This is a genomic window from Paraburkholderia flava (assembly GCF_004359985.1).
GTDB lineage: Bacteria > Pseudomonadota > Gammaproteobacteria > Burkholderiales > Burkholderiaceae > Paraburkholderia > Paraburkholderia flava.
On record NZ_SMRO01000001.1, the window covers coordinates 873,226 to 897,565 of the forward strand.

At 64.3% G+C, this 24,340-nt stretch carries 23 protein-coding genes and 1 riboswitch; of the genes, 9 read left to right on the forward strand and 14 right to left on the reverse strand.

Features of this window, described 5'->3' with window-relative positions:
• Positions 1-85 precede the first annotated feature (85 nt).
• On the reverse strand, positions 86-952 hold the full coding sequence (locus tag E1748_RS03840) for a lysozyme family protein (RefSeq protein ID WP_133645813.1): 867 nt from the start codon (positions 950-952) through the stop codon (positions 86-88).
• Between the two features lie 334 nt (positions 953-1,286).
• On the opposite strand from E1748_RS03840, the gene E1748_RS03845 reads away from it, so the two are divergent.
• From E1748_RS03845 to E1748_RS03855, 3 genes are all read left to right on the forward strand, one after another.
• On the forward strand, positions 1,287-1,577 hold the full coding sequence (locus E1748_RS03845; RefSeq protein ID WP_133645814.1) for a hypothetical protein: 291 nt from the start codon (positions 1,287-1,289) through the stop codon (positions 1,575-1,577).
• A gap of 8 nt (positions 1,578-1,585) precedes the next feature.
• Positions 1,586-1,975: an HrpB1 family type III secretion system apparatus protein gene (locus E1748_RS03850; protein ID WP_205965190.1), complete on the forward strand. Its 390-nt coding sequence runs from the start codon at positions 1,586-1,588 to the stop codon at positions 1,973-1,975.
• A gap of 387 nt (positions 1,976-2,362) precedes the next feature.
• A complete protein-coding gene (locus E1748_RS03855) occupies positions 2,363-4,432 on the forward strand; it encodes a winged helix-turn-helix domain-containing protein (RefSeq protein WP_133645815.1) in 2,070 nt (689 codons plus the stop codon).
• Positions 4,433-4,498: 66 nt separating this feature from the next.
• On the opposite strand, the gene treA is transcribed toward E1748_RS03855, so the two are convergent.
• Complete coding sequence (gene treA / locus E1748_RS03860; protein ID WP_240766302.1) at positions 4,499-6,085, reverse strand: alpha,alpha-trehalase TreA; 1,587 nt, start codon at positions 6,083-6,085, stop codon at positions 4,499-4,501.
• A 491-nt stretch (positions 6,086-6,576) separates the two neighbouring features.
• Between treA and pdeR the strand changes: the two genes are divergently transcribed.
• Entirely contained in the window at positions 6,577-8,580 is a 2,004-nt protein-coding gene (pdeR, locus tag E1748_RS03865) for a cyclic di-GMP phosphodiesterase (protein WP_133645817.1), read from the forward strand.
• Positions 8,581-8,633: 53 nt separating this feature from the next.
• Here pdeR and E1748_RS03870 read toward each other — a convergent pair whose 3' ends face one another.
• The 3 genes from E1748_RS03870 to E1748_RS03880 form a co-directional block, all read right to left on the reverse strand.
• Entirely contained in the window at positions 8,634-9,515 is an 882-nt protein-coding gene (locus E1748_RS03870) for a crotonase/enoyl-CoA hydratase family protein (protein WP_133645818.1), read from the reverse strand.
• Positions 9,516-9,817: 302 nt separating this feature from the next.
• On the reverse strand, positions 9,818-10,930 hold the full coding sequence (locus tag E1748_RS03875; protein ID WP_133645819.1) for a malate/lactate/ureidoglycolate dehydrogenase: 1,113 nt from the start codon (positions 10,928-10,930) through the stop codon (positions 9,818-9,820).
• 138 nt (positions 10,931-11,068) lie between these two features.
• Positions 11,069-12,532 (reverse strand): M20 family metallopeptidase, encoded by a 1,464-nt coding sequence (locus E1748_RS03880; RefSeq protein WP_133645820.1) that lies wholly within the window; start codon positions 12,530-12,532, stop codon positions 11,069-11,071.
• A gap of 191 nt (positions 12,533-12,723) precedes the next feature.
• Here E1748_RS03880 and E1748_RS03885 point away from each other — a divergent pair, with 191 nt between their 5' ends.
• Positions 12,724-13,032, forward strand: a complete 309-nt coding sequence (locus tag E1748_RS03885) for a superinfection immunity protein (protein ID WP_133645821.1) — start codon at positions 12,724-12,726, stop codon at positions 13,030-13,032.
• 41 nt (positions 13,033-13,073) lie between these two features.
• Positions 13,074-14,225, forward strand: coding sequence for an epoxide hydrolase family protein (locus E1748_RS03890; protein WP_133645822.1), 1,152 nt, complete (start codon positions 13,074-13,076; stop codon positions 14,223-14,225).
• A gap of 16 nt (positions 14,226-14,241) precedes the next feature.
• Here E1748_RS03890 and E1748_RS03895 read toward each other — a convergent pair whose 3' ends face one another.
• Positions 14,242-14,685 (reverse strand): winged helix-turn-helix transcriptional regulator, encoded by a 444-nt coding sequence (locus tag E1748_RS03895; RefSeq protein WP_133645823.1) that lies wholly within the window; start codon positions 14,683-14,685, stop codon positions 14,242-14,244.
• Positions 14,686-14,762: 77 nt separating this feature from the next.
• Between E1748_RS03895 and E1748_RS03900 the strand changes: the two genes are divergently transcribed.
• Both E1748_RS03900 and E1748_RS03905 read left to right on the forward strand, forming a co-directional pair.
• Complete coding sequence (locus E1748_RS03900) at positions 14,763-15,080, forward strand: DMT family transporter (RefSeq protein WP_133645824.1); 318 nt, start codon at positions 14,763-14,765, stop codon at positions 15,078-15,080.
• A gap of 45 nt (positions 15,081-15,125) precedes the next feature.
• Positions 15,126-15,219, forward strand: a riboswitch (ZMP/ZTP riboswitch).
• A 29-nt stretch (positions 15,220-15,248) separates the two neighbouring features.
• Positions 15,249-15,881 (forward strand): LysE family translocator, encoded by a 633-nt coding sequence (locus E1748_RS03905; RefSeq protein WP_133645825.1) that lies wholly within the window; start codon positions 15,249-15,251, stop codon positions 15,879-15,881.
• Between the two features lie 68 nt (positions 15,882-15,949).
• Here E1748_RS03905 and E1748_RS03910 read toward each other — a convergent pair whose 3' ends face one another.
• From E1748_RS03910 to E1748_RS03925, 4 genes are all read right to left on the reverse strand, one after another.
• Positions 15,950-16,237, reverse strand: coding sequence for a YodC family protein (locus E1748_RS03910; protein ID WP_133645826.1), 288 nt, complete (start codon positions 16,235-16,237; stop codon positions 15,950-15,952).
• 416 nt (positions 16,238-16,653) lie between these two features.
• A complete protein-coding gene (locus tag E1748_RS03915; protein WP_133645827.1) occupies positions 16,654-18,156 on the reverse strand; it encodes an MFS transporter in 1,503 nt (500 codons plus the stop codon).
• 31 nt (positions 18,157-18,187) lie between these two features.
• Positions 18,188-18,814 (reverse strand): TetR/AcrR family transcriptional regulator, encoded by a 627-nt coding sequence (locus E1748_RS03920; protein WP_133645828.1) that lies wholly within the window; start codon positions 18,812-18,814, stop codon positions 18,188-18,190.
• A 168-nt stretch (positions 18,815-18,982) separates the two neighbouring features.
• On the reverse strand, positions 18,983-19,408 hold the full coding sequence (locus E1748_RS03925) for an OsmC family protein (protein ID WP_133645829.1): 426 nt from the start codon (positions 19,406-19,408) through the stop codon (positions 18,983-18,985).
• Positions 19,409-19,930: 522 nt separating this feature from the next.
• On the opposite strand from E1748_RS03925, the gene E1748_RS03930 reads away from it, so the two are divergent.
• Positions 19,931-20,233, forward strand: coding sequence for a DUF4148 domain-containing protein (locus tag E1748_RS03930; RefSeq protein ID WP_133645830.1), 303 nt, complete (start codon positions 19,931-19,933; stop codon positions 20,231-20,233).
• Positions 20,234-20,341: 108 nt separating this feature from the next.
• Here E1748_RS03930 and E1748_RS03935 read toward each other — a convergent pair whose 3' ends face one another.
• The 4 genes from E1748_RS03935 to E1748_RS03950 form a co-directional block, all read right to left on the reverse strand.
• Complete coding sequence (locus E1748_RS03935) at positions 20,342-20,905, reverse strand: carboxymuconolactone decarboxylase family protein (RefSeq protein WP_133645831.1); 564 nt, start codon at positions 20,903-20,905, stop codon at positions 20,342-20,344.
• A gap of 32 nt (positions 20,906-20,937) precedes the next feature.
• Entirely contained in the window at positions 20,938-22,266 is a 1,329-nt protein-coding gene (locus tag E1748_RS03940) for an aspartate aminotransferase family protein (protein ID WP_133645832.1), read from the reverse strand.
• 8 nt (positions 22,267-22,274) lie between these two features.
• Positions 22,275-23,336 (reverse strand): C45 family autoproteolytic acyltransferase/hydrolase, encoded by a 1,062-nt coding sequence (locus E1748_RS03945; RefSeq protein ID WP_240766304.1) that lies wholly within the window; start codon positions 23,334-23,336, stop codon positions 22,275-22,277.
• A gap of 135 nt (positions 23,337-23,471) precedes the next feature.
• Positions 23,472-24,332, reverse strand: coding sequence for a MurR/RpiR family transcriptional regulator (locus E1748_RS03950; protein WP_133645834.1), 861 nt, complete (start codon positions 24,330-24,332; stop codon positions 23,472-23,474).
• Positions 24,333-24,340 lie beyond the last annotated feature (8 nt).

Genomic DNA, 24,340 nt, shown 5'->3' on the forward strand with positions numbered 1-24,340 from the left:
AAGAGCCGATCCCGGCAACCCAGGACCAGCTCTCCGGCATTTCACGCACTACGCGAAGCGGCGCTACGCGCAGCACCACAACGCATTACTGACTGTCGTCCAGCTTCCCGCCGTTGCGCAACACGTTCGCGTTGGTCAGCACGTTGTTCGCGTACTGATCTTCGTTGCCGACACCGACATACGCCTTCAAACCACCGGTCACCGCCGCCGGGTTCGCCATCGGATTGTTCACGTCGCCGCCGGCATCGTGAATGTGCATCCGCAGCTCGTACGCACCGCCGATCACGTTGTCGTGCGGATCGGACATGTCCAGCTGCGACGGATCCTTGCCGGTCGCGTTCTTGATGTTCTGCTTGTCCTGCGCGCTCAGCGTGGGCAGCACATCGTTTTCCCAACGCTTCTGGCCGATCTGCATCAGACTCAGATCGCTCGTGCCGTCGATGTTGGTGCTCTTCGACCCTGCGTTGCCACGCGACTCGGCCCACATCTGTCCGCCGATCAGATTCGGATCGAGACCGGTGAGGCTCGCGGCCTTGTCGATGTCCGGCGTCCATTGTCCGATCGCCGAATTCGAACCTGCATTGAACGAAGCCGAGCCAGTCGTGCTGACCGCTCCGCTCGAAGGCACACCCGTCGAAGGCGCACCACCAGGTGTCGTCACCGCAGGCGCACCACCACCGCCACCACCACCAGCACCGCCCGCCGGATTGCTCACGCCGAGATTGCTGAACGGCGAACCGCCGCCGCCCCCACCTCCTCCACCGACACCGCCGACCGGTGGCGAACCGCCGCCCGATCCATCGCCACCTTGTGCCTGATTGAGTATCTGCAGGATCTCCTGAAGCAACTCCATCATCAGTTGCTGAAGATTCTGATTGCTGCTCGCGCCCGCGCCGTTCAGATAGTCGAGCGGACTCGTCGAGTAATTACCTTGAATAGCCAGTCCTGACATGATTTTCTCCGTGATGCACCCGCACGCCGGAAGCCGGCCGCGAAGGGTTGCCTTAGCAAGCGTAAGCGTGACGTAGGCTGCCGCGAAACGACGACGGGAAGTTTTGTTGCACGACGCGAACTCCGTCTCAAGGCATACGCATACGCACACGATGCAGCGCGTCGCATCGACACCCCTCACACTTCGCATTTCATTCCAACGATTCGCAGCGCGAACCATTCGACGCAAACGCCACTGCTACATTGAATTCGGGATCGACGCTGGGCGAGTGCCACGAACGCTTCCCCCTCCTTCTTCGAAGGGGGCATCTCAATCGACCAATAGGGAAACGAAAATGAGCGCAATCGGAAAGGTACTGGGTGGAATCACCAAAGACATCGGCCACGCAGTCGAAGGCGTCGTCGACGGAGTCGGCAAGGTAGCCAAAGGCGTGGGTGACCTCGCGAAGGGCGCATTGACGCTGAACCCGAAAGAAATGTTCAGCGGCGCGAAGGAAGTCGGCGGCGGCGCATTCCAGGCCGGCAAGGGCGCGCTTGAACTGACGCCCGAAGGACTCGAGTCCAGCGCGGCGAACAATCTGCTCGAAGGCGCGGTGAGCACGTTGACCGGCAACAGCAACGCCTGAGCGACGTCATGGAAATCGCCGACACGCTCCACGCAACCGATGCGGCCACGATGGGCAACGCGGTCGTCACGGCCATCCGCGACAACCGGCTGGACGAAGCCGAAACACTGCTTCAGGAACTCCACGAAGCCCATCCCGCATCGAAGAACCTGCTGGTCTTCCCGGTGATGATCGCGATTCAGCGAGGGCTCGCCACCGAAGCCTGGCAGCTCGTCAATGGTCTGCCCGACGACGAGAGTCCCGAGTTGAAGGCGCTGTGCCTGCGGCTGCTGAAAGACCCGAGCTGGTACGGCTACGCGGAAGCGTGCGTCGATCATCCCGACCCGCACGTTCGCAGCGCGATGCGCAACCTGCTCGACCGCTCCGACGAAGAGGACATTCACCCTCTGCTGCGATGAACGCGGAGCGGTTCGCGCGGCGATGGACCGGTCGCATGTGGTACGACCCGTTCACCGCCGCGCGATTTTTTTCGTCTCGATGCTGCATGAGGGTCCATTAGCGTCGACGGCTGCTGCTGCACGGGTTCTCCGACCGCAGCGACATCGCACCTCGCGAATCGACAGGAACTATCGCGCATACCGCGCTGCAGCACGCATTCATGCAACGCCATTCGAGTACGGCGTCCTTGCTCATCGACGCAACACCCCCTAAGCTTGCGGCATTCCGCTGTTCACGGAGCGTTCGCGCAAGCTCCGTGCGCACGCAATGACACGTGGCGCCCGCGCACCCGTCGTGCGCCGCGAGGGCCGACATCCCGGCCCGCCCAACCAGAGTGGAGACCCTCGATGTCGTTACCGCGACCGACGGGGCCGGTAATCGCGTTCGGCCGCTACCGGCTATTGCAGGCCCCTGTTCGCCTCGTCGCCGATGATGTGCCCGTCGACATCGGTACCCGTGCGCTTGAAGTCCTGGCCACGCTCATCGAAGCGCAAGGCCGTCCGGTGCCGCACGCCGCGCTCGCCGAGCGCGCATGGCCCGGCAGCGCGGTCGACGCGAACACCGTGCAGTCGCAGGTCTCCGCGCTACGCCGTGCGCTCGGCGCGGATCGCGATCTGATCGTCACCGTGCCCGGCTTCGGCTATCGTTTCGCCGCTCCCGCCCATACACTCGACCACGACACACCCGGCACCGAACCTATCGCCGCAGCGCATCCCGTTCCCGCGAACGGACAGCCGCAGCCGATGCCCACGCCGCGGATGCCGGCCCGCATGACGCCGTTTATCGGGCGGCACGCGGAGCTGTCGGAACTGCTCGGACTCGTCACGACGACGCGTGTCGTGACGCTGACCGGCGCGCCCGGCGTCGGCAAACGCCGTCTCGCACACGAGGTCGCGCGACGGCTCGCGGCGCACGTGCCCGACGGCATCTGCGCGGTCTCCTTCTCGTCGCAATTGCAACCGGACAGCCTCGTCGATACGCTCGCGCTCGCACTGCATGTGCCGGCCGAACCCGGCGCGACGACGCTCGAACGATTGACGACCGCGATCGGTACGCGACGTCTGCTGCTGATCGTCGATTGCTGCGAGCAACTCTGCTCTGCCGCTGCATTTCTGCTCGGCACGCTCGTCGACGTATCGCCGAACCTGAGGGTGATCGTCACGGCGGCCAACCCGCTCGGCATCGAACACGAAGGCGTCGTCCCGCTCGCACCGTTGCGCACGCCCGCGCGGATGCTCATCGACGCCGCCGAGGCACGGCAGTTCGATGCGCTGCGTCTGCTGTTCGCGCGCTTCGCAGTGCTGTTCGATGCGCCGGGTCATACGTTGTCGCGACGCAATCGCGCGGAAGCCGAACTCGTCGCCGCGTTCGATACCGCGTGCATCGCGCCGAACACGCTCGCCGCCGCCGCGCTGATCGCGTGCCGGCTCGACGGCGTACCGCTCGCGCTCGAACTCGCGGCAGCCGCGATCGTGCGCCAGACGTCGGTAGACCGTCCGCTCGATGCCGCGATCCGCGTGTTCGCCCGCGAAATCGACGCACCATCCATGCGATACCGCGACGTCACGCCGGTCGCCGCGGTGCTCGGTCTGCAGATGAACACGCTCGAAGATGCCGCCCGCACGATGTTCGAACGCCTCGGTATTTTTCCGGGCGAGTTCACGCGTGGCGCGGCCGTTCAGTTGCTCGCGGAATGCGCTGCTGTACCGCGTCCGAACGAGACGCACGACATAAACGAGAAGGACACCGACTACAACGCGCAACTCGATCTCCTGCTCGACGCGGGTCTCGTCGAACGCATCGAAGGCGGCGGCGATGCGACGCTGCGTCTGCATGGCGAGGTGCGTCTCTTTGCCCGCTATCTGCTGTGGCATCACGGCGAGTTCGAGCGCACGGCGGCCGCGCATGCGCTGTCGCTGGCGCCTCGACTCGCGATGAACGGCCAGCGCGCGGGACGCACCGCAAAGGACACGACCGACCGCACGTTGCTCGACGATCTGCGCGCGGCACTGGACTGGGCGATGCAAAGCGATCGCATCGACGTCGCGATCTCGCTACTCGACGGATCGCAGCGGCTATGGCGTTCGCTGGCGCTCGCGCACGAATATCTGCGCGCGATCCGCGCGTCGCTTGCGCGTGTGGATGCGAGCGTGCCGCGCCGGATGCGCGATGAAATGCGGCTGCAGATCACGCTCGCCCGCGCGTTGCCGTTCGCGCATGCGCCGCTCGACGAGATCATCGCCGCATGGCAGGAGGCCTACGATCTCGCGAACGCGTGCGCGGACAGCACGTACCGTCAGCATGCGCTGGCCGGATTGATCGCGTGCTTCGCGGGCGTACGCGATCTCGATCGTGCGGCTGCGGCTACGACTAACACCACCACCGCGTCAGGCGGCCACGTCGAACAGGCCAGTTGATTCGCGAGGTAAAGCTCACGTGCCTGACGCGTGAGCGTTACCCCGCTTTCGGCAGACAACCGAGAATCAATCGCCCGGGCTATACGCGTCGAGCAGCTTCAACGTCACGCCGTTGGTCCAGCCGAACCCATCCTGCAGCGGATATTCGCCACCGCCTCCGCCCCCCGTACCCGCCCCTTCGACGACATATTTCTCGACGAGCTTCTGCTGCGAGCCGTACACGTTTTTCACGTCGGCGAGAAAGCGCGTACCGATCTGCTGCGCGAGATCCGCGCGGCCATAGCGCTTGAGACCCTTCACTGCAATCCAGTGCAGCGGCGCCCAGCCGTTCGGCGCATCCCATTGCTGGCCGGTGTTATAGACCGACGTCGCGAGGCCGCCGGGTTGCAGCAGCACCGACTGCACTACGCGAGCCGTTTTCTGCGCGCGATCCGGCCACGCGACGCCGACGAACAGCGGATACAGCATCGCCGGCGTCTGGTTGTCGCGCTGCCTGCCGAGCTTCCAGTCGTAATCGCCGTAGTAGCCGTGGCTGTTCCACAGATAGCGGTTGATCCCCTCGGCGCGCTTCGCCGCCTTGCCGATGAACTGCGCGACGCACAGGAAATCGCGCGCCTCGCCGCAGCCGCGCGCGATCGTCGTCTCGAGATGGAACATCAGACTATTCAGATCGACCGGCACGATCGACGTGGTGCGCACCGTCGTCAGGTTCTGGTTGTCGCCGAACCAGCGCGAGCTGAAGTCCCAGCCGCTTTCGGCGGTCGCGCGCAGATCGCGGTATACGTCCGCCGGCGGACGGCCGCTCGCCTGCGCGGTCTGCACGTCTTCCAGGTACGACTCGTCGCGCGGCGTGTCGAGTGCGTCCCAGTAGCGGTTCAACACAGTGTGATCCGGCAGCACGACGACGTTGCGCGTCGCCTGGCCGGCCTGCGTCGACGACGCGCCCTGCATCCAGTACGCGTACTCCTTGCGCAGTTGCGGCAGGTACTTCTGATAGACGCGGCCGCCCTCCTGCTGCGCCGCAAGCTCCACCATGAACGAGAAGAACGGCGGCTGCGAACGGCTCAGGTAATACGTGCGATTGCCGTTCGGGATGTGGCCGTACGTGTCGATCATGTACGCGAAGTTGTCGAGCATGTCGTCGACGAGATCTTCGTGACCGGACTCCTGCAGACCGAGCATCGTGAAATACGTATCCCAGTAGTAGCCCTCGCGGAACCGGCCGCCCGGCACCACGTACGGTTTCGGCAGAGGAATCAGCGAGCTGTAGTCGGGCGCGCTCGTCGTGGTGCGCGTGAGCGCGGGCCACAGCCAGTCGATGTGTTCGCGCAGCGTCTGGCCCGCAGGCGGCGTCACGCTCTGATCGGGCGGCGGTGTGAAGTACTGGTTGACGAATGCCAGCAGCGAGAAGCCCGGCTGATTCTTCGCTGCCTCGTAGGCTTGCAGGATCGTCGTGGGATCGGTTTTCGGCGTCGCGTCGACGAAGGTCTTCTGGTCCGGATAGATCTGCGCGGTCTGCACGGCGACGAACAGGTCGCCGTATAACAGGTCGGGCGCGGGCGGCAGCGTGCCGCCGACCTGCGTGTCGGCCGCGCACACGCTTGCGTAGCCTGCGCACCATGCGAGTGTGGCGAATGCGACGGCGCGTCGCATGGGGAGCCAGTGGATCGGGGGAACGGTTGTGGAATCGTTTCGAACTACGGCGATACGGTCGATACGTGACGGGGCGCTCATGTCTTCTCCCAAGAAGTGCTGGCCTGCGGCCTGGCTGGTCTCGTCACGCAAACGCCACATCCCCACAGTGCACTTCACGCGCCTCTCATGGCAGGGACCACCGAGCATCGCACAGCCCCACCAGACGGTGCAATCTTGCTCCGCACGCACTATGCTCAATGGGTCGTACGACTACGGGAATCGGGAAATCGCCCGTAATCGTGCTGCAGGTACCCTGCATGAAATGCGCCAACGAGCAGCCGCGAATGTGCGCCCGCGCACACACGGTTCATCGTTGCACCGCCACGATACGGCGTGCAGGCGCAGCCATTGCGCTTCGCTACAATGGGCACGTTTTCCCGCTCGAAAACGCCTTGCCGCGCGACCGCCCGTCGCGGCGGTCCGTTGCACCCTTGGCTCCGGTGAATCTCATGAACGAAGACTCACGCGATCAGGTGCTTTACACGCGTTTCGGCACCGCCAGCCCCTGCTGGCGCCTCGCCGGCGACAGCAATGCGCTCGAGCTGACCCATGTGAGCGGACCTGGGCCAGCGGATGCCGCGCTCGTCCTGTCCGCGTATCAGGCCGCGCAGATCCGCGCGCTCGCCGGCGTCACCTCGCATCTGCTGCTCGACGTGCGGTTGTCCGGTGTGGCGCTGCGGCTGCATCTGGTCGGCAGGAAGCTCGGCGCGAGCCACTGGGCCGGCACCGCGTCCGCCTACGACGACACCGAATCGGTGGCGCGCGATCTCGTGCACGGGCTCGCGTTCGCGGAACAGGTGGTGTCCGAGGTGAACTCGGTCGTCGTGATCGTCGATCGCAACGGCCGCATCCAGCGCTTCAACCGGCTCGCCGAAGAACTCACCGGCATGCGCGAGGAAGACGTGATCGGGCGCAACGTGTGGGCGCTGTTCATGTCGTCGGCGGCGGGCGCCGCGTCGAGCCAGAACATCGCGGACTTCTACAGCCGCGGCGTGTCGTCAGAAGTCGAACGGCTCGTCAATACCGTGCACGGCGAACGGCTCTTCCTGTTTCGCAACAAGTTCGTGCAAAGCGGCAGCGGCGTCGACGAGCAGTTCCTGATCTGCTCGGGCACCGACATCACCGAGGAACGCCGCGCGCAAGACCGCCTGATCGAACTCGCGAACACCGATTCGCTGACCGGCCTCGCGAACCGCAACGCGATCCAGGATCGCATCCGCGCGGCGATCGCGAATGCGGCAGAGGGTACGTCGGTCGGCATCCTGTTTCTCGATCTCGACAACTTCAAGAAGGTCAACGATCACTACGGCCACGTATTCGGCGACCGGCTGATTCAGGACGTGTCGACGGCAGTGCGTCTGTGCCTGAACGACGACGACGTGCTCGCGCGGCTCGGCGGCGACGAGTTCATCGTGCTCGTGGAAAACGCGAGCGCGGCGGCGCTGGAAGCGACCGCGCAGCGCATCCTGGAGCGGCTGCGCACACCGTTCGGCCTCGGGCTCGTCGAGGTGTACACGGGCTGCTCGATCGGCATCGCGCTGTACCCCGAGCACGGCGCGTCGCTCGAATCGCTGATCCGCTCGGCCGATACCGCGATGTACGTCGCGAAGGACGAAGGCAAGCGCACGTATCGCGTGTTCTCGCCGGAGATGAACCGCAAGGTCGCCGAGTACATGTGGCTCGACACGAACCTGCGGCGCGGCCTCGACGAAGGCCAGCTGACGCTGCACTATCAGCCGAAGGTGTCGCTCGCGAGCGGCGTCGTCGAAGGGGTCGAGGCGCTGGTGCGCTGGAACTCGCCGGAACGCGGACTCATCATGCCCGCCGAATTCATCCGTTATGCAGAGGAGTCAGGACTGATCGGACCGCTCGGCCGCTGGGTGATGGAAACGGCCGCCGTGCAGGCCGCACAGTGGCACGCGCGCGGGCTCAACCTGCGCGTCGCGATCAACGTGTCGCCGCGTCAGTTGGCCGATACAGCCATCGTTCGGCATTTCACCGAGGCGCTGCGGCTAGCCGCGCTCGACACCTGCCTGCTCGATATCGAACTGACCGAAAGCTGCCTCATCGAAGACGAAGCAGCCGCGATCGCGGTGATCGAACGGTTCCGTGCGCTCGGCGCGCAGGTGCATCTCGACGATTTCGGCACCGGCTATTCGTCGCTGTCGCAACTCGGCCGCATTCCGCTCGACGCGATCAAGCTCGACCGCAGCTTCGTCCATTCGATCGACCGGAACCGCAAGGCGCAGGCGCTCGTGCGCTCGATGGTCGCGGTCGCGCACGAACTCGATTTCGAAGTGGTCGCGGAGGGCATCGAGAACGAAGCCGACGAGGCTTACATGAAGAGCGTCGGCGTCGAATATCTGCAGGGCTTTCTATATGCACAGCCGATGCCGGCCGCGGTGTTCGAGCAGTGGCTGCGCGAACACTACAAGCTTCGGTTGATCGCGTGAGTTCGCTGCGGCTCACGCCGCAGCATGTGGCACGCACCCTGAGTCACGCTGGGTCAAGCGAAACTCGCGCTCGGGCTTTCGCGCAGGCTCGACGTTCGCCGGTTCTGTAGCACGACGAGCCGCTCCATGAACGCGAGATCTTTCTCTTCGATCGCGAACGCGGATTCCACCCAGTCCTCGGTGATCTCCATCAGCTCCGCGCGCGTGACCCGCAGCACGCGCTGCCGCGCGCGCACCATCGCGCGGATGCCGTTCAGCTTCGGCCGCAGCGAGTCGATGAACGTGCGCGTCGCGACGTAGCCGTCGCCCGGCTCGAACAGATGATCGACGAGCCCCCTGCCCGCGTGCCATTCGGCGGTGTGCGATTCGCCGGCGGCGATCAGCTCTTCGGCAAGGCGCATCCCCGATTTGCGCGCGACGAGCGAGTAGCCGCCCATCCCCGGAAACAGGTTGAACGCGATCTCGGGAAAACCCATTCGCGCGTCGTTCTGCGCGAGCAGGAAGTGATGCGCGAGCGCCGCCTCGAAGCCGCCGCCGAGCGCGGTGCCTTCGACCATGGCAATCGAGATCGCGCCGGTGTCGAAACCGCGCGACGCCGCGTGCACGCAGTCGACGCACGCACGCGCATACGCCATCAGCGTCTGACGTCTGCCCGAGCGGATCGTCTCGGCGAAGAAATCGAGATCGCCGCCGACGTTGAACATCGTCGGGATCAGCGAGCCGGTGACCCAGAAGTCGATCGGCAAGTGGCTCGCCCTCGCTGCGTGCGCGAGCGCAAGGATGTCGTGAACAAGTTCGAGGTTGAAACATGGACGGGGCTGCGCGCGCAGCATCATCCACATGATGTTCCGTCCTTCTTCGTAGTACGCGGAAATCTGCGACAGATTTCCGGCCTCGTGAAACAGACGGCAGGCGTGATGACTATCCAGATTCATTTTGATCGTTCCTCTATGGGTTAACGAGTGACTGCATCTGGAGCCTAGATCAGACAAGAACGCAACGTGGGGGGATGGCGAACACAGCGGCGCAACGATCGGGGAATTGCGCAGTGCAGCGCGGGGCGGCGTACGGACGGTGGGGATGGAACGGGGAACGTGCTGCGTCCATGACGGAATCAGGTCTTTGAGCATCAGCCTGATTTCCCGGACTTCGCCGGCATGCCTGACCTGCAGCGAGACCGTCGATGGCGCGGCTCCTGCAGCGCCGTCCGGCTCCGCTCAGCTTCACAACAACGTCACTACGCGGCTTTCATTTCCTTCGCCCACGCTTCGACCTGCGCGGTCGGCATACCCACCGCCAGCGCCGCGTCGCAGATCTGCCGCCAGCTGGCCGGATCGACCGGCACGCCGTGCGCTTCGCGCTGCGCGCGCATCGCGCGTTCCGGTTCGCCCGGTTCGTAGATGCGCTCGTTGCCTTCGGCGAGCGGCGACGCCTTTACCCATTCGACGAACGCGTCGGCTTCCGCTTCGGCGTTCGGTGCATCGAACGCGGCGGGATTCACGATCACCGACAGCATGCAGTTGATGATCGCGCGGCTGTGCAGCACGGTGTCCGCGTGCGTCGTGAAGCCGCCCGACAGCGCGCCGCCGAAAATCTCGCACATCGCCGCGAGGCCGAAACCCTTGTGGCCGCCGAACGGCGTCAGCGAGCCGAACGGCGCTTCGTGCATCACCTTCGGCTGAATGGTGGGCCGGCCTTCGTGGTCGATCAGCGCGCCGACCGGCGTCTCCTTGCCCATGTTGTACGCGACGCGCGTCTTGCCGTACGCGATCGTGCTGGTCGCGAAGTCGAGCACGAGTGGCGGCCGGCCGGTGCGCGGAAACGCCGCGCAGAACGGGTTCGTGCCGATGCGCCGGTCGGCGCCGCCGAACGGCGCGACGAGCGGATCGCCGGCGACGTTGACGAAGTGGAACGACACGAGGCCCGCGCGGGCGCACTGCTCGGCCCAGTGTCCGATGCGGCCGATGTGATGCGCGCCGCGCAACGCGACCGCGCACACGCCCAGTTGCTTCGCGCGCTCGATGCCGCGCTCCATCGCCTCGTACGCGACGACCTGGCCGAAGCCCATCACGCCGTCGAGCGTCAGCACCGCGCCCGCGTCGCGCACGACCCGCGCGTGCAGGTTCAGCTTCAGCTCGCCCTCGCGCAACGACTCGACGTAACGCGGAATCATCCCGACGCCGTGCGAATCGTGACCGGCCAGATTCGCGGCCAGCAGGTGATCGGCGACGAGTTCCGCTTCGCGCGGCGAGCTGCCGGCCTGCTCCCAGATCGCACGAACGAACGTGTGCAGACGGTCGACGGAAATCCGCGGCGCGGAAGCGGCAAAGGACGTGGCGTTAGCGTTCATTCGATGGGATCGGTGAGAAGGTTCGGGAAAGAAACTCGGCGTTCGGGGCGGCGTGCATCGACGATGCAGCGCAGCCCCTTGCCGTCATGCGACTGCGCGGAACGCGCGTCGCATGACCGGCCGGAAATCGCGCGACGCTTACTGCGCGGCGGCGATCACTTCGGCAACCGCGGCGGTCAGCTTGCGACCGTACGGTATATGCAGGAATTCGTTCGGCCCGTGCGCGTTCGACTTCGGACCAAGCACGCCGCACACCATGAACTGCGATTGCGGGAAGCCTTCCTTCAGCACGTTCATCAGCGGAATCGTGCCGCCCTGGCCGATGTACGCGACGTCCGCGCCGTAGTGCGTGCGCGACGCGTCGTTCAACGCGGTCGCGAGCCACGGCGCGACGTCAGGCGCGCTCCAGCCGGTTGCGGCGCCGGCATCCGGCTTGAACGTGACCTTCGCGTTGTACGGCGGATCGAACTCGAGCAGCGCCTTCAGCTCGGCGACGGCCTTCGCTGCGTCGATCAGCGGCGGCAGACGCAGCGACAGCTTGAACGCGGTGCGCGGCCGCAGCACGTTGCCCGCATCGGCGAGCGCGGGCAAACCGGCCGCGCCCGTCACCGACAGCGACGGCCGCCATGTCGAATTGATCAGCGCTTCCTGCGGATCGGTCGTGGTCGGCAGCACCGGACGACCATCCTGCCCGCACGCCCACGGCAGACTCTTCCATACGCTGTCGCCGAGAATCTGCGCGGTCGCTTCGGCCTCGCGCAGACGTTGCAGCGGCACCGGACAATGAAAACCCTTCGGCAGCAGATTGCCGTCGGCGGCATCTTCGAGACGCTCGAACAGTTGCCGCATGATGCGGAAGCTCGACGGCGCGATGCCACCGTAGCCGCCCGAGTGAATGCCTTCGTCGAGTACCTGGACTTCGAGGTCGCCGGATACGAGGCCGCGCAGCGATGTCGTGAGCCACAGTTGATCGTAGTTGCCCGCGCCCGAATCGAGGCACACGACCAGCGACACCTTGCCGAGCCGTTCGCGCAGCACGTCGACATAGGGCAGCAGATCGTAGCTGCCGGATTCCTCGCAGGTTTCGATCAGCCCGACGCAGCGCGGACGCTCGATGCCTTGCGCGTCGAGCGCGGCCAGCGCGGTGATGCTTGCGTAGATCGCGTAGCCGTCGTCGGCACCGCCACGTCCGTAGAGCTTGCCGTCCTCGATCTTCGGCGTCCAGGGGCCGAGGTCGTTACGCCAGCCGGAAAACTCCGGCTGCTTGTCGAGGTGGCCGTACAGCACGATCGTTTCGGTGCTGCCCGAACGCGTGGCCGGCGACTCGAAGAAAATCACCGGCGTGCGGCCCGGTAGACGCACCACTTCGAGCTTCAGCCCGCGCACCGGCTGCTGCTCGGCCCATGCGGCTGCGTCCGCGACGACGCGCTCGAGAAAACCGTGTTTAGCCCAGTCGGGATCGAAGGCGGGACTCTTGGCCGGGACCGCGATGTAGTCGGTCAGCGCCGGCACGATTTCGTCGTTCCATTTACGGTCGACGAATGCGCGCAATGCGTCGTGGTCGATCTGGCGGGTGGGTTCAGCTGTGTCGTGGGTGCTCATGCTGGCGGTCCGGGGCGTTCAAAACGAACATGATAGACCCGTTGAATCGCCGCGTTAACTGGTAAGGCCACTGAGCGCGACCGCGACCGCTGCATGCACCGAAAGCGAAACGAATCCGACCGACAGCAGATCGACAACCCCGCCCCCATCGCGCGACAATCGAAGCTTACGGATCCTGCGGGAGCGCAGTCATGGGGAGCAGTCTCGTCGTTCAGACCGTTGCGGCAATCGCGGCGATCGCGGTGTATTTCCTGCCGTCGATCATCGCCGATCGACGCAAGCGCCACGACGTGCTGATGATTGCGCTCTTCAATGCGTGTGTCGGATGGACCGTGCTAGGCTGGTTGCTCGCCCTTTACTGGGCATGGCTGCCGAATCCGCCGCGCAATCTGGCAGGCGACATCGTCGAGAAGCGGCGCATTGTGCGCATGCGGAATTTCTCGAAGTCGCTGCTCGATCACGTGAACGCACGCGTCAAGCGATCGCGGCCGCCCGAATGACTGCGCGTCGGCGACGCGCGCCCGACCGCGGAGACCCATCGATGCACGCCACGCCGTTCCAGATTGCCGTTCCCGATTCCGAACTCGCCGCGCTCGCGCAGCGGCTGCGCCATACCCGCTGGCCCGACCAGTATGAGGGCGAGTCGTGGGCGCTCGGCACGGACATCGCGTGGCTGCGTGAACTGGTTCATTACTGGGCAACCGGCTATGACTGGCGCGCGGCCGAACGCCGGCTGAATGCCGAGCCGCAGTTCGTCACGCGTGTCGGCAATCTGCGCATCCACTATCTACATCGTCGCGGCAAAGGTCCGAAGCCCTATCCGCTCGTCGTCACGCACGGCTGGCCGGGCTCGTTCATCGAGTTTCTGCCGCTGCTCGAACAGCTGTGCGACCCGGCCTCGGTCGGCGGCGACCCCGCCGATGCATTCGACGTCGTCGTGCCGTCGCTACCCGGCTTCGGTTTTTCCGAGCGGCCGTCGCGGCCGGGGACGTCGGCACGTCAGACCGCGGATATGTGGGCCGAGCTGATGCGCGGCCTCGGTTACGAGCATTTCGGCGCGCAGGGCGGCGATCTTGGCGCGTACGTGTCGGTGGAACTCGCGCGGCGGCATCCGCAACACGTCGACGGGATTCATCTGAATTTTCTGCCGAGTTCGTACGATCCGTCGCCCGATGCAGCCGCGCCACTCACCGAGGCCGAGCGTGCGTTTCTCGACGAGAAAGCGCAATGGGCCGCGCTCGAAGGCGGCTACGCACACGTGCACAGCACGCGGCCGCAGACCGCGTCGTATGCACTGAACGATTCGCCGGCCGGTCTCGCCGCGTGGGTCTTCGAGAAATTCCGCGCGTGGAGCGATTGCGGCGGCGATATCGAGCACGTGTTTTCGAAGGACGATCTGCTGACCAATCTCTCGCTGTACTGGCACACGCAGACCATTGGCTCGGCGATGCGCTACTACTGGGAGCATCGGTTGCTGCCGCTGCGCTTCGCAAGCGGAGAACGCGTGACGCCGCCGCTCGCGTTCGCGCGCTTTCCGAAAGAGATCAGCCGGCCGCCGCAATCGTGGATCGGTCGCGTTTTCGATATCGCGCAGTGGACCGACATGCCGAGCGGCGGTCACTTCGCCGCGCTGGAACAGCCGGCGCTGATGGCTGACGATATCCGGCGGTTTTTCAGGCCTTTGCGGGGATGAAGCTCGTGATGTGCGGCTAGCGGCGCGTCTGCTGCTGCTCGTCGTAGTTCGCGCGTGCAGCATCGAGCGCGGTGACGTTCGTCTCTGCCCAGCGGTCGAGCGCGATCAGCGCATCGCTCAACGAACGACCCAGTTCGCTCAGCCGATACTCGACGTGCGGCACCTTGCCGTCATGCGCCTCGCGGATGACGAGGCCGTTGCGCTCGAGATCGCGCAGCGTCTGCGACAGCACCTTCTGCGAAATCCCACCGATCCGCCGCAGCAACGCGTTGTTGCGCATCGGCCCTTCCTGCAGCGCGGGCAGGATCAGCAGCGTCCATTTGCTCGCGATCAGTTCGAGCGCGCGACGCGACGAGCACGCCTCGTCGAATACGTCGCCGACGTAGGGCTGCGGGTTCGCGACAGCGTCGCTTGATGCGGGAGACTCGGGCGTGGCGGATGCGCGTTCGGGCAATGCCATGGTTACCAGAAGGTGCGTAATGGTGAGCGGATCACTATACCTCTAAGCTGGCCTCACGCTAAACCCTGGAGAAAACAATGGCATGGCTGATCCTGCTGGGCGCGAGTGCGGTCGAAATCCTGATGGCGCTCTCATTGAAATACGCAAACGGATGGACGCGGCTGTGGCCGAGTGTCGGTGGAATCGTCGCGGCACTCTGCAGCGTGTTCCTGCTGACACTCGCGATGAAGCATCTGCCCGCCGGCACCGCGTACGTGATCTGGACCGGCATCGGCTCGTTCGGCATCACGGTGCTCGGCATCGTGCTGTTCGGCGATCCGGTTTCCGCGCCGAGGCTGGCGTGTCTCGCGCTGATCGTCGTGTCGGTGGCGGGGCTCAAGCTGATCGACGGCTGACGTCGTGCTTTTTGCTGCGCGATGCGATGAGCCATGGAATAATCGAGGCGTCCGCGCAACTGGCGCTTCGAGATGGATCACCATCGGGGAACGCGGACCGCACTCCACTTCCGGATCGCCGCGCGCCTGGGCATTGCTGTCGTTTCCTTTTTCTCAAGGAGTCGTGCAATGCCGCACTACGGTTCGCTGTTCACCTTCGGCCTCGTCGCGTTGGGCATGTCGCTGACGCCGGGGCCCAACATGATCTATCTGATCTCCCGCTCCATTTCGCAAGGCCGTCAGGCCGGGCTCATCTCGCTCGGCGGTGTCGCGCTCGGCTTCGTGTTCTACATGCTGTGCGCCGCGTTCGGCATTACCGCGCTGCTGCTCGCGGTGCCGTTCGCGTACGACGCGCTGCGCTTCGGTGGCGCGCTGTACATGCTGTATCTCGCGTGGCAGGCGGTGAAGCCGGGCGGCCGTTCGCCGTTTCAGGTGCGCGAGCTGCCCGTCGACAGTCCGCGCAAGCTGTTCGCAATGGGCTTCGTCACGAACCTGCTGAATCCGAAAATCGCGGTGCTGTATCTGTCGCTGCTGCCGCAGTTCATCGACCCGAGTCACGGTAGCGTGCTCGGACAATCGCTGGTGCTGGGGTTAATGCAGATCGCGCTGAGCATCTCGGTGAACGCAACGGTCGCGATGACGGCGGGTTCGCTCGCCGCGTTTCTCGCGGGACGTCCCGTGTGGCTCGTGATTCAGCGCTGGCTGATGGGAACGGTGCTCGCCGGACTCGCCGTGAGGATGGCGACCGAAGCGCGGCGCTAGATAAAGACGGGAGAGAAGTGCTGTGACGACGTGCCGGCCGCAGTGGCCGGTAACTGCCTACGACGGCCTCACGCTTCGCGCGCGGCCCGGCTGAAGTTCGCGACGTCGCCCCAGCGCACCGACGCGGCCGGGATCGAACGCGGCTCGCGCCGCACTTCATCGCACTCGAAAGCCTGTTGACGCAGCTCGCCGTGCTCGTCGAACCACTGGCACACCAGGCGCTCGCCCGGCATCTGCCCGACTTCGCCCGCGTAGGTCACCGTCATCCGCGGACCGCCCGTCTTGAGCGTGACCACGTCGCCGACGTTGAACGCGGGCGGCGATGCATCGAACACGTTGAAAGTAGCAGTAAGCATGGAAGCCCCGATGCCAGATCGTTGAACCGGTTAATTCACCCAATGCCGAAGACGCCCGACCGACGATATTTTTTAAATCTTGAGCAAGATTAGCAAATTGGATTTACGTTCTGCAAGTGCTTTTTATTGATACCGTTTTCAGCGGATCTTCAATAGCAGGCCGTCCGTAAAAACCCCTTCCGCGTTTTCCCATCCCCGACAAAACCCTTACCCATTGGGCATTTGCAGGCCGCCTGCGCGGCACTGCATCACAGCACAATTTACTTTCCCCTTGTCTTTTCCAGCGTAAAAGCTGCCGCCTCTTATTCCTCGTATGTTCGAATATTTCGTAAATCGCAATTGAATCTTTTCGTATCTGATTAATAGCATTATTCGGCACCTACCCTGAGCGCTTGCGACCCTGCCCGACGACCGCGTTACGCCGCCGCCGGCACGCGACGCCCGAGCGCGACACGCTGATGCCGGACGAGCAGCACGCTCAAACCGATACACACGGCCATCAATGTCGCGTTGATCGCGAGGCTCGACTGGAATGCATGCGCGTAGCTCTCGGGATTCGAGCGGCCGCCCAGCACGCCGAAGAACGCGCCGCTGATCGCCGCCGTGCCGAACGCGGAGCCGATCTGCAATGTCGACGAGACGACCCCGGATGCGAGACCGGCCTTCGCAGGTTCGACTTCGGCGAGCACGATCCGCACGATAGACGGCAGCAGCAGTCCTTGTCCCAGGCCCGCGAACACGAGACCGATATAGAACAGCAGGTCGGGCGACGGCGCACGGGTCGATGCCCATCCGGTGAGCGAAAACCCGGCAGCGAGCATCGCGAAGCCGAGCGTCAACACGTGACTGCCGATGCGCTTCACGACGGCCGGCGACGTCAACGGTCCGATCACGAAACCGACCGCGAACGGCATGATCGCGATGCCAGACGCGAGCGGTGTCCAGTGCAGACCCGTCTGCAGATAGATGCCGTACGTGAGGAAGAACGCGCTGTTGCAATAGAACAGGAACGCGAGCACCAGCCCGAGCGAAAACGCGGGATTACGGAACAGCTGCAGATCGACGAGCGGATGACCACCCGCGCGTTCGACGCGTCGCTCCGTCGCGACGAACCACGCGAACGCCGGCACTGCGAGCGCGAACATCACGAAGGTCCATGCGGGCCAGCCGGCTTCGCGGCCATGCGTCATCGGATAGATCACGAGAATCAGCAGCAGCGACAGCAGCGCGACGCCTTTCAGGTCGACGCCGGTGCTCGTCTGCGGACGGTTCTCCGGCACGAACTTCCACGTGCCGATGAACGCGAGCATGCCGACCGGCACGTTGAGCAGGAAGATGATTCGCCAGTCGAGCCCGAACGGGTGATACGTAATCAGCGCGCCGCCGCCGAGCTGCCCGACGATCGACGACAACCCGAACACGAAGCCGTAGATGCTCATCACTTTGGTTTGACGATGCACGGGCACGACCGCGCGGATCGTCGCGAGTACCTGCGGCGCCATCACCGATGCGGCGATGCCTTGCACGATCCGCGCGAGCACGAGTATGTGACCGCTCGTCGCGAGGCCGCACATCGCCGATGAGATCACGAAGCCCGCCATGCCCGTCAGAAACATCCGTCGACGGCCGAACAGATCGCCGAGCCGGCCGCCGGTAATCAGCAGCACCGCATACGCGGACGCGTACGCGGAGACGATCAGTTGCAGCTGCGCGTCGGTCGCACCGAGGCCCGTGTGAATGGCCGGCAATGCGAGGTTGACGATGAAGTAGTCGAGCGGCGCGAGAAAGGCGCCGATCAGCAGCACACCGAGCGCGGTCTTGCTGAGGGGCGCGTGTGCTGAGTGCGCGGCATGTTCGCTCGCCGTCGCAGCGGTTGCTACAAGACCGGCCTCGGCCGGCTTGACGCCTTCTTTATTCATGACTGACCGTTCAAGAATTTATGAAAAAAAATCACACGAGCGCGCGCATCGCGATGTCGACGATCGCTTCGAGCTCGTGCTCGCGATGTTTGATCTTGCCGAGTACGCGCAAGCCCTGGGTCACGCACAGCAAAAAATCGGCGACGGATTTCTCGTCGAGCCGTGTATCGAATACGCCGCTCGCCTGCCCGCGAATCACGGCAGCGGCGAGCAGTGTCGCGACGCGGCGCTGGATCGATTCGATCCGTTCGCGCACTTCATCGTCGTCGATCGACATTTCCAGCGTCGCGTTGGTGATGAAGCAACTGCGTTGCCCCGACAGCGAAGACGCTACCCGTGTGTGGTGCATCAGCGCATTGCGCAACGCTTCTTCGGGCGGCAAGTCGGCACTCAGGCGCTCGACGAGGCGTGCGATCGCACCGTCCGCGTAACGGTCGAGCGCTGCGATCATGATGCCGCGCTTGTCGCCGAACACCCCGTACAGGCTGCCGCGCAACACGCCGGTCGCCTTGCACAGATCGTCGATCGACGTCGCGTGATAGCCGTAGCTCCAGAACACGCGACCCGCCTCCGCGAGTACCGCGTCGGTGTCGAATTCACGTGGCCGCCCGCGCACGCAGGCTTCGGACGGCTTTTTCGCTAGGAGGACTTGAGTCATGGGCCGAAGTTTATGACTCGTTGTTCAAGAATTCAAGGTCAACCCTGCTGACGACAGGTGTTAATGCGGTCCGCCTTGTTGATGGGCCTGCGTGGAGAATCGTCGCGACGGATCAGCGCGTGGCGGCGCAGGCCGCGGCGCGCTGCGTTCTCATCCTGCGTACTCCGCTTACGTTTCGAGCTTCGCGTCCATCGTGATCGTCGCGTTCAGCACTTTCGACACGGGACAACCGGCCTTCGCATCGGCGGTTGCCTTGTCGAACGCGGCCTTGTCGCCGCCGGGGATTTTCACGGCGACGTCGAGATGCACGGCGGTGATTGCAAATCCGCCGTCCGCTTTGTCGAGTGTGACGGTCGCGGTCGTACCAATGCGCTCCGGTTTGATCCCGGCCTTCCCCAGTTCCGCCGACAGCGCCATCGAAAAGCAGCCCGCGTGCGCTGCCGCGATCAGCTCTTCGGGATTCGTGCCGATGCCGTCCTCGAAGCGTGTCGCAAACGAGTACTGCGTGTCCTTGAGGACGCCGCTGTCCGTGGAGATCGCGCCTTTGCCGTCCTGCAGGCCGCCTTGCCAGACTGCTGATGCTTTGCGTTTCATTTCGTTCTCTCCTTTGCTTTGTCGACCGCAGTTGGTGCTTCAGCTGTCGATCCAGAGTTCGCGCTTTAGCGCGCTACTCTGGTCCCACGCAGAGCGCTTACTGCGGTCCCATGCCTGAGTTAGCGCTTTAGCGCTTACTCAGGCGTCGACCCCAGTTCGTGCAGCGCTGACTCACCTACCGCAGTCCCATTGAAGGTGGTTAACGTGGATAACTGTGTTGCAAAAATGCGCACCAATCCCGACACCCCCGACTCCGCCACGCCCTTTCCACAGAGCGGCATCGATCAAACACTGCCGCGCATCCCAATCTGGGCGTAGATCGAACTTCATCATAGGCGTTTGACGGTACGACAACGTGACAGTGCGATCGCGCCAACGCACCGGCAATTACTTCACATCTCGCAAGAATCTATATCTGGATTCCCGCTTTTTACCGCACGCACTCCGAAATAGACTCGCCTCAACAGATCGGCAACGTCATTCAAACCGGTCTGACTACACATCGATAATCGGAGGTTCATCATGAAGTCACTCGTTTCCGCTGTTCTCGTCGCCGCTCTCGCTGTCCCGGCCATTTCGTTCGCACAACAATCGAACGCGCCGGTCACGCGCGCCCAGGTTCGTGCCGAACTCGTAGCCGCGCAAAAGGCGGGCCTGCTGACTCAAGCCGATCCGGTCTATCCGAAGAGCGCCGATCAAGGCGCAGCCATCGAAGTCGCGCAACAGACGTCGCCCGCTGTCGGCGGCGCGATGATGGGCAAGTCGGAATCGGGCTCGCGCGTCACGCCCGACAACGGCATCTTCTCGACGTATCGCGGTCAATAAGCCGCCACGTCCTTCACGGACGTGTAAAAACGCCCCGGCCGGGTTGAATCGGCCGGGGCGTTTTGCATGTTTGCGTGCTCGCCGCTGCGTTTGCCGCTGGTGCTGTTATTACGCAGGCGGTTCGTCGAACGGTAGCGATGTCTGGCCGTCCGCGCGCATGTCGAATACGTTCAGCGTCATCGCGACCAGCGCGTAATAGCCCAGCAGGCTCACCAGATTGATCGTCGTTTCGTGGCCGAACCGCTCGACGGTTCGTGCATACGTTGGCCCGGACACGCGCTTCGCATCGTACAGTTCGGTGGCGAACGCGTAGATCAGCGCATCGTCGGCATCGGCGAACGCGGGGCGCTCGCCCGCGCGAATCGCCTGCGCATCTTCTTCGCGCACGCCTGCCTGCAATGCGATCGGATAGTGGATGTACCACTCGGCCTGCGCCTGCCAGCGCGAAGCCGTGACGAGAATCGCCAGTTCCGACAACCGTAGCGGCAAGCCGGTGCGATACCGGCAGAATGCGCCGAGACGCTGCGCGTGTTGCGCGAGTTCAGGGCTATGAATCCAGCCGAGAAACGGGCCATTCAGATTGCCGCGCGGTCCCGACAGGATTTCGTCGAGCACGGCTTTCTGCTCGGGCGTGGCATGTGTCGCGTCGAAGCGCGGCAGGCGGTCGGCCATCTCATGGGCTCCAGTTCGGAAAGCAGCGTCGGTCAGGATGACGCGAGCGCGGCGTCGGCCGCATCGACAAAGCGCTCGACGATCGCGTCGATATCGCGCGCGGTGCAGATGAACGGCGGCGCGATCAGCACATGATCGCCGATCCGGCCGTCGACGGTGCCGCCCATCGGGTACACCATCAATCCACGTTCGAACGCTTCGCGGCGCATCGCCGCGTGCAGCTTCAGCGCAGGATCGAATGGCGTTTTCGTCGCGCGATCGCGCACGAACTCCACGCCGACGAACAGCCCGCGCCCGCGCACGTCGCCGATATGCGGATGCTGCGCATAGTGTTCACGCAAACGCGCGCGCAGTTGTTCGCCGCGCTCGCGCACGTTCGCGAGCAGGTTGTCTTCGTCGATCACGCGCTGCACTTCGAGCGCTGCTGCGCACGCGGTCGCGTGGCCGATATACGTGTGGCCGTGCTGAAAGAACCCGCTACCGCCGACGATCGCGTCGTAGATCTTCCCCGACACGAGCGTCGCGCCGATCGGCTGATAACCCGCGCCGAGCCCCTTCGCGATGGTCAGTAGATCGGGGGCAACGCCGTCTTCTTCGCATGCGTACAGGTAACCCGTTCGGCCCATGCCCGACATGATCTCGTCGAGGATCAGCAGCACGCCGTAGCGGTCGCACACCGCGCGGATCTTGCGGAAATAGTCGCGTACCGGCGGCACCGCACCAGCCGTCGCGCCCACCACCGTCTCCGCGACGAAGGCCGCGACCGTGTCCGGGCCGAGCGAGAGGATTTTCTGTTCGAGTTCGTCGGCCAGGCGCTGTGCGTAGGCATCATCGGTTTCTTCGGCCGCGCGTTCGCGATACGCGAAACAGGGACTGACGTGATGCGCGTCGATCAGCAGCGGCAGGAACGGTTCGCGCCGCCATGCGTTGCCGCCGATCGCGAGCGCACCCAGCGTGTTGCCGTGATAACTCTGCCGGCGCGCGATGAAATGGCGCCGCTGCGGCTCGCCGGTTTCGACGAAATACTGCCGTGCGAGCTTGAGCGCCGCCTCGATCGCCTCCGATCCGCCCGACACGAAGTACACGTGCTCGAGCCCCTGCGGCGCACTCGCAATCAAACGGTCCGCGAGCGCTTCGGCCGGCGCGGTCGTGAAGAACGACGTGTGTGCGTAGGGCAGTTGCTCCACCTGACGACGTACCGCATCGATCACGCGTGCATTGCTGTGCCCGAGGCACGACACGGCAGCGCCGCCGCATGCATCGATGTAGCGCTTACCGTCGGCGTCGACGATCTCGATACCGTCGCCGGCCACCGCGACCGGCATCGTCTTCTTCGGCATTCTGTGGAATACGGCGGACATGGCGTTCCTTATTTCTGTCGGGTGACGGACGGCGTGGTGGCCGTCCGTGGAATGAATATATCGAACACGCAGTGCGCGTGCCGGTGCATCTGCATCGTCACGCCGTTGTCCGCGATGTCGAACAGCGCGGTGGCGAGGGTGTTTTCGTCATCGGGGTCGTGCGGATCGTCGCGATAGATCGGCAGACCGGAGGGTGCCTTGTCGCGTAGCAGGCGCAGAAGCGCGGAGGCGTCCGGATCGAAAGTGTCGGATGCGGCGAGCAGATGATCGAGCCGCGTCTGGCGATCGTTCGATGAAGCGGTGACGATCTGCGGGCTTTGTTCACAGCCTTCGTGAATCATGTGATTCGCGTGTCCGCTGATGCCGTCGATCTCGACGATCGAGCAGCGCGCAACCGTCGCTTCGATGCTCAGCACGCGCGCATCGCCCGCACATCCCAGCGTGTGATGAAAACCGCTCGCGCGCGGCAATGTGGTCAGCAGATGCACAGCGTCGTCGAGCGACGACACATCGAGCAACGCGCGCGCGAGCACCATGCGCGGAACGCCGACAGCCGGTTGCAGCAAGCGGAGATTGTTGATGGTCTGCACGAGGCCCGCGCGATTCGCGGCAAACGTGTGGCCCGGCAGCGAGCCCGGGTAATAGAAGCTGATGAAACCCGGCTTGCCTGCCGGCTGCACGTCGACCAGCCAGCAACGATCGATCAGCCATGGATCACCGTCTTCATTGTGGGCAATGAGCCGCCGCTCGCCGCTGTGCACGGCAAGTGTCGTGCAACCGTCGGGCGTGCGATGCACGAGTTCGCCCCGGCAATTCCACAGAAAGACGTCTTCGACAGGCCAGCCCAGCCCCGCAGCGAGGCCATCGAGTTCTTCGATCTGCTCAGGACAGTGCGCAATCGCGGCCTCACGCAGCGCCGCGACGAACGGGTGTTCGCGCCAGCGGCTGACCGCCCACCATGCCGCGCTCTGCCGCGCGTACGCGTTCATCACCGGTTGCGCCAGCTTACCCAGCTCGTAGCCGATCTGATACGGCTCGCCGCCGACGCGGAAAAGCTCCACCTGATTCACGTACCTGCTCTCCGATTTTTCGCGCGACATCGATCACCACACGATGCGTATTTATATCTCTAAACAACATTTGTTGTCAAATCGAACGAGCCCATACGCAATGGATGAAATCCATGCGTACGGCGTCAGAAAACTTCAGGGAAGGTACGCGCCCTTCGAATGCAGCGCGTGTTCGGCCTTTTCGATCTGCTCCACCGCACTCGCGCCTTCGAGCGCGAGCAGATGAGCAACAAGCGATTCGGCAATCGCAGTGGCCGCGACCAGTGACGGGAAAAACGACGGACTTTCGTGCGAAAAGATCAGCACCTTGTCGGCATGCAGTGCGATCGGCGACACCGCGCTGTCGGTGATCGCGATCAGCTTGCTGCCCTTCTCCCGTGCTGCGTCCGCGACGCGCGCCGCTTCGGCCGAGTACGGCGCGAAGCTGATCACCACCGTCGCGCTGTCACGCTGGATACCCTGCAGCTGCATTTCGAGCGTGCCGGCTTCGCCGTTGAGCAGCGATACCGATGGGCGAAACAGCCGATACCCATAGAGCAACCCGAACGCGACCGGATAACACGAACGAAAACCGGCCACATGCACGTGCGATGCGCGCTTCAACAACCGCGCCGCTTCGACCATCGCGCGTGCGTTGTGTACGGCCGTCAGTTCGAGATTGTGCTGATGGGCGACGAGCAGATCGTGCGCCAGTGCATCTTTCGCATTGGTCTTGACGAGCGAACGTGCGCGGCTCGTCAGACGCTCTGGCCGCGTCCGCACCCGCGCAACAAACAATTCGCGCAACTCGTTCCAGCCCGGAAAACCCAGTTGCTGCGACAGCCGCACGAGCGACGCGGGTTGCACTTGTGCGCGCTCGGCGACCTTGCGCATCGACGACACCGCGACCTCGTCCGGATGATCGAGCAGGAACGCGGCGCCCATCTGGAACTGCGGACTCAGTTCCGCGAAACGCGAACGGATCAGTGCGGTTAGCTGATCGAAACTATCGGGCATGCGGTGTT

Excerpts from the sequence above, each read along its gene's own strand:
- E1748_RS03935 (WP_133645831.1), bottom strand. The coding sequence starts at position 20,905 with ATGGCCGACCGCCTGCCGCGCTTCGACGCGACACATGCCACGCCCGAG.
- E1748_RS03890 (WP_133645822.1), top strand. The coding sequence starts at position 13,074 with ATGCACGCCACGCCGTTCCAGATTGCCGTTCCCGATTCCGAACTCGCC.
- E1748_RS03925 (WP_133645829.1), bottom strand. The coding sequence starts at position 19,408 with ATGAAACGCAAAGCATCAGCAGTCTGGCAAGGCGGCCTGCAGGACGGC.
- E1748_RS03885 (WP_133645821.1), top strand. The coding sequence starts at position 12,724 with ATGGGGAGCAGTCTCGTCGTTCAGACCGTTGCGGCAATCGCGGCGATC.
- E1748_RS03855 (WP_133645815.1), top strand. The coding sequence starts at position 2,363 with ATGTCGTTACCGCGACCGACGGGGCCGGTAATCGCGTTCGGCCGCTAC.
- E1748_RS03850 (WP_205965190.1), top strand. The coding sequence starts at position 1,586 with ATGGAAATCGCCGACACGCTCCACGCAACCGATGCGGCCACGATGGGC.
- E1748_RS03930 (WP_133645830.1), top strand. The coding sequence starts at position 19,931 with ATGAAGTCACTCGTTTCCGCTGTTCTCGTCGCCGCTCTCGCTGTCCCG.
- E1748_RS03950 (WP_133645834.1), bottom strand. The coding sequence starts at position 24,332 with ATGCCCGATAGTTTCGATCAGCTAACCGCACTGATCCGTTCGCGTTTC.
- E1748_RS03870 (WP_133645818.1), bottom strand. The coding sequence starts at position 9,515 with ATGAATCTGGATAGTCATCACGCCTGCCGTCTGTTTCACGAGGCCGGA.
- E1748_RS03875 (WP_133645819.1), bottom strand. The coding sequence starts at position 10,930 with ATGAACGCTAACGCCACGTCCTTTGCCGCTTCCGCGCCGCGGATTTCC.
- pdeR (WP_133645817.1), top strand. The coding sequence starts at position 6,577 with ATGAACGAAGACTCACGCGATCAGGTGCTTTACACGCGTTTCGGCACC.
- E1748_RS03880 (WP_133645820.1), bottom strand. The coding sequence starts at position 12,532 with ATGAGCACCCACGACACAGCTGAACCCACCCGCCAGATCGACCACGAC.
- E1748_RS03915 (WP_133645827.1), bottom strand. The coding sequence starts at position 18,156 with ATGAATAAAGAAGGCGTCAAGCCGGCCGAGGCCGGTCTTGTAGCAACC.
- E1748_RS03840 (WP_133645813.1), bottom strand. The coding sequence starts at position 952 with ATGTCAGGACTGGCTATTCAAGGTAATTACTCGACGAGTCCGCTCGAC.
- E1748_RS03920 (WP_133645828.1), bottom strand. The coding sequence starts at position 18,814 with ATGACTCAAGTCCTCCTAGCGAAAAAGCCGTCCGAAGCCTGCGTGCGC.
- treA (WP_240766302.1), bottom strand. The coding sequence starts at position 6,085 with ATGCGACGCGCCGTCGCATTCGCCACACTCGCATGGTGCGCAGGCTAC.
- E1748_RS03910 (WP_133645826.1), bottom strand. The coding sequence starts at position 16,237 with ATGCTTACTGCTACTTTCAACGTGTTCGATGCATCGCCGCCCGCGTTC.
- E1748_RS03905 (WP_133645825.1), top strand. The coding sequence starts at position 15,249 with ATGCCGCACTACGGTTCGCTGTTCACCTTCGGCCTCGTCGCGTTGGGC.
- E1748_RS03940 (WP_133645832.1), bottom strand. The coding sequence starts at position 22,266 with ATGTCCGCCGTATTCCACAGAATGCCGAAGAAGACGATGCCGGTCGCG.
- E1748_RS03845 (WP_133645814.1), top strand. The coding sequence starts at position 1,287 with ATGAGCGCAATCGGAAAGGTACTGGGTGGAATCACCAAAGACATCGGC.
- E1748_RS03895 (WP_133645823.1), bottom strand. The coding sequence starts at position 14,685 with ATGGCATTGCCCGAACGCGCATCCGCCACGCCCGAGTCTCCCGCATCA.
- E1748_RS03900 (WP_133645824.1), top strand. The coding sequence starts at position 14,763 with ATGGCATGGCTGATCCTGCTGGGCGCGAGTGCGGTCGAAATCCTGATG.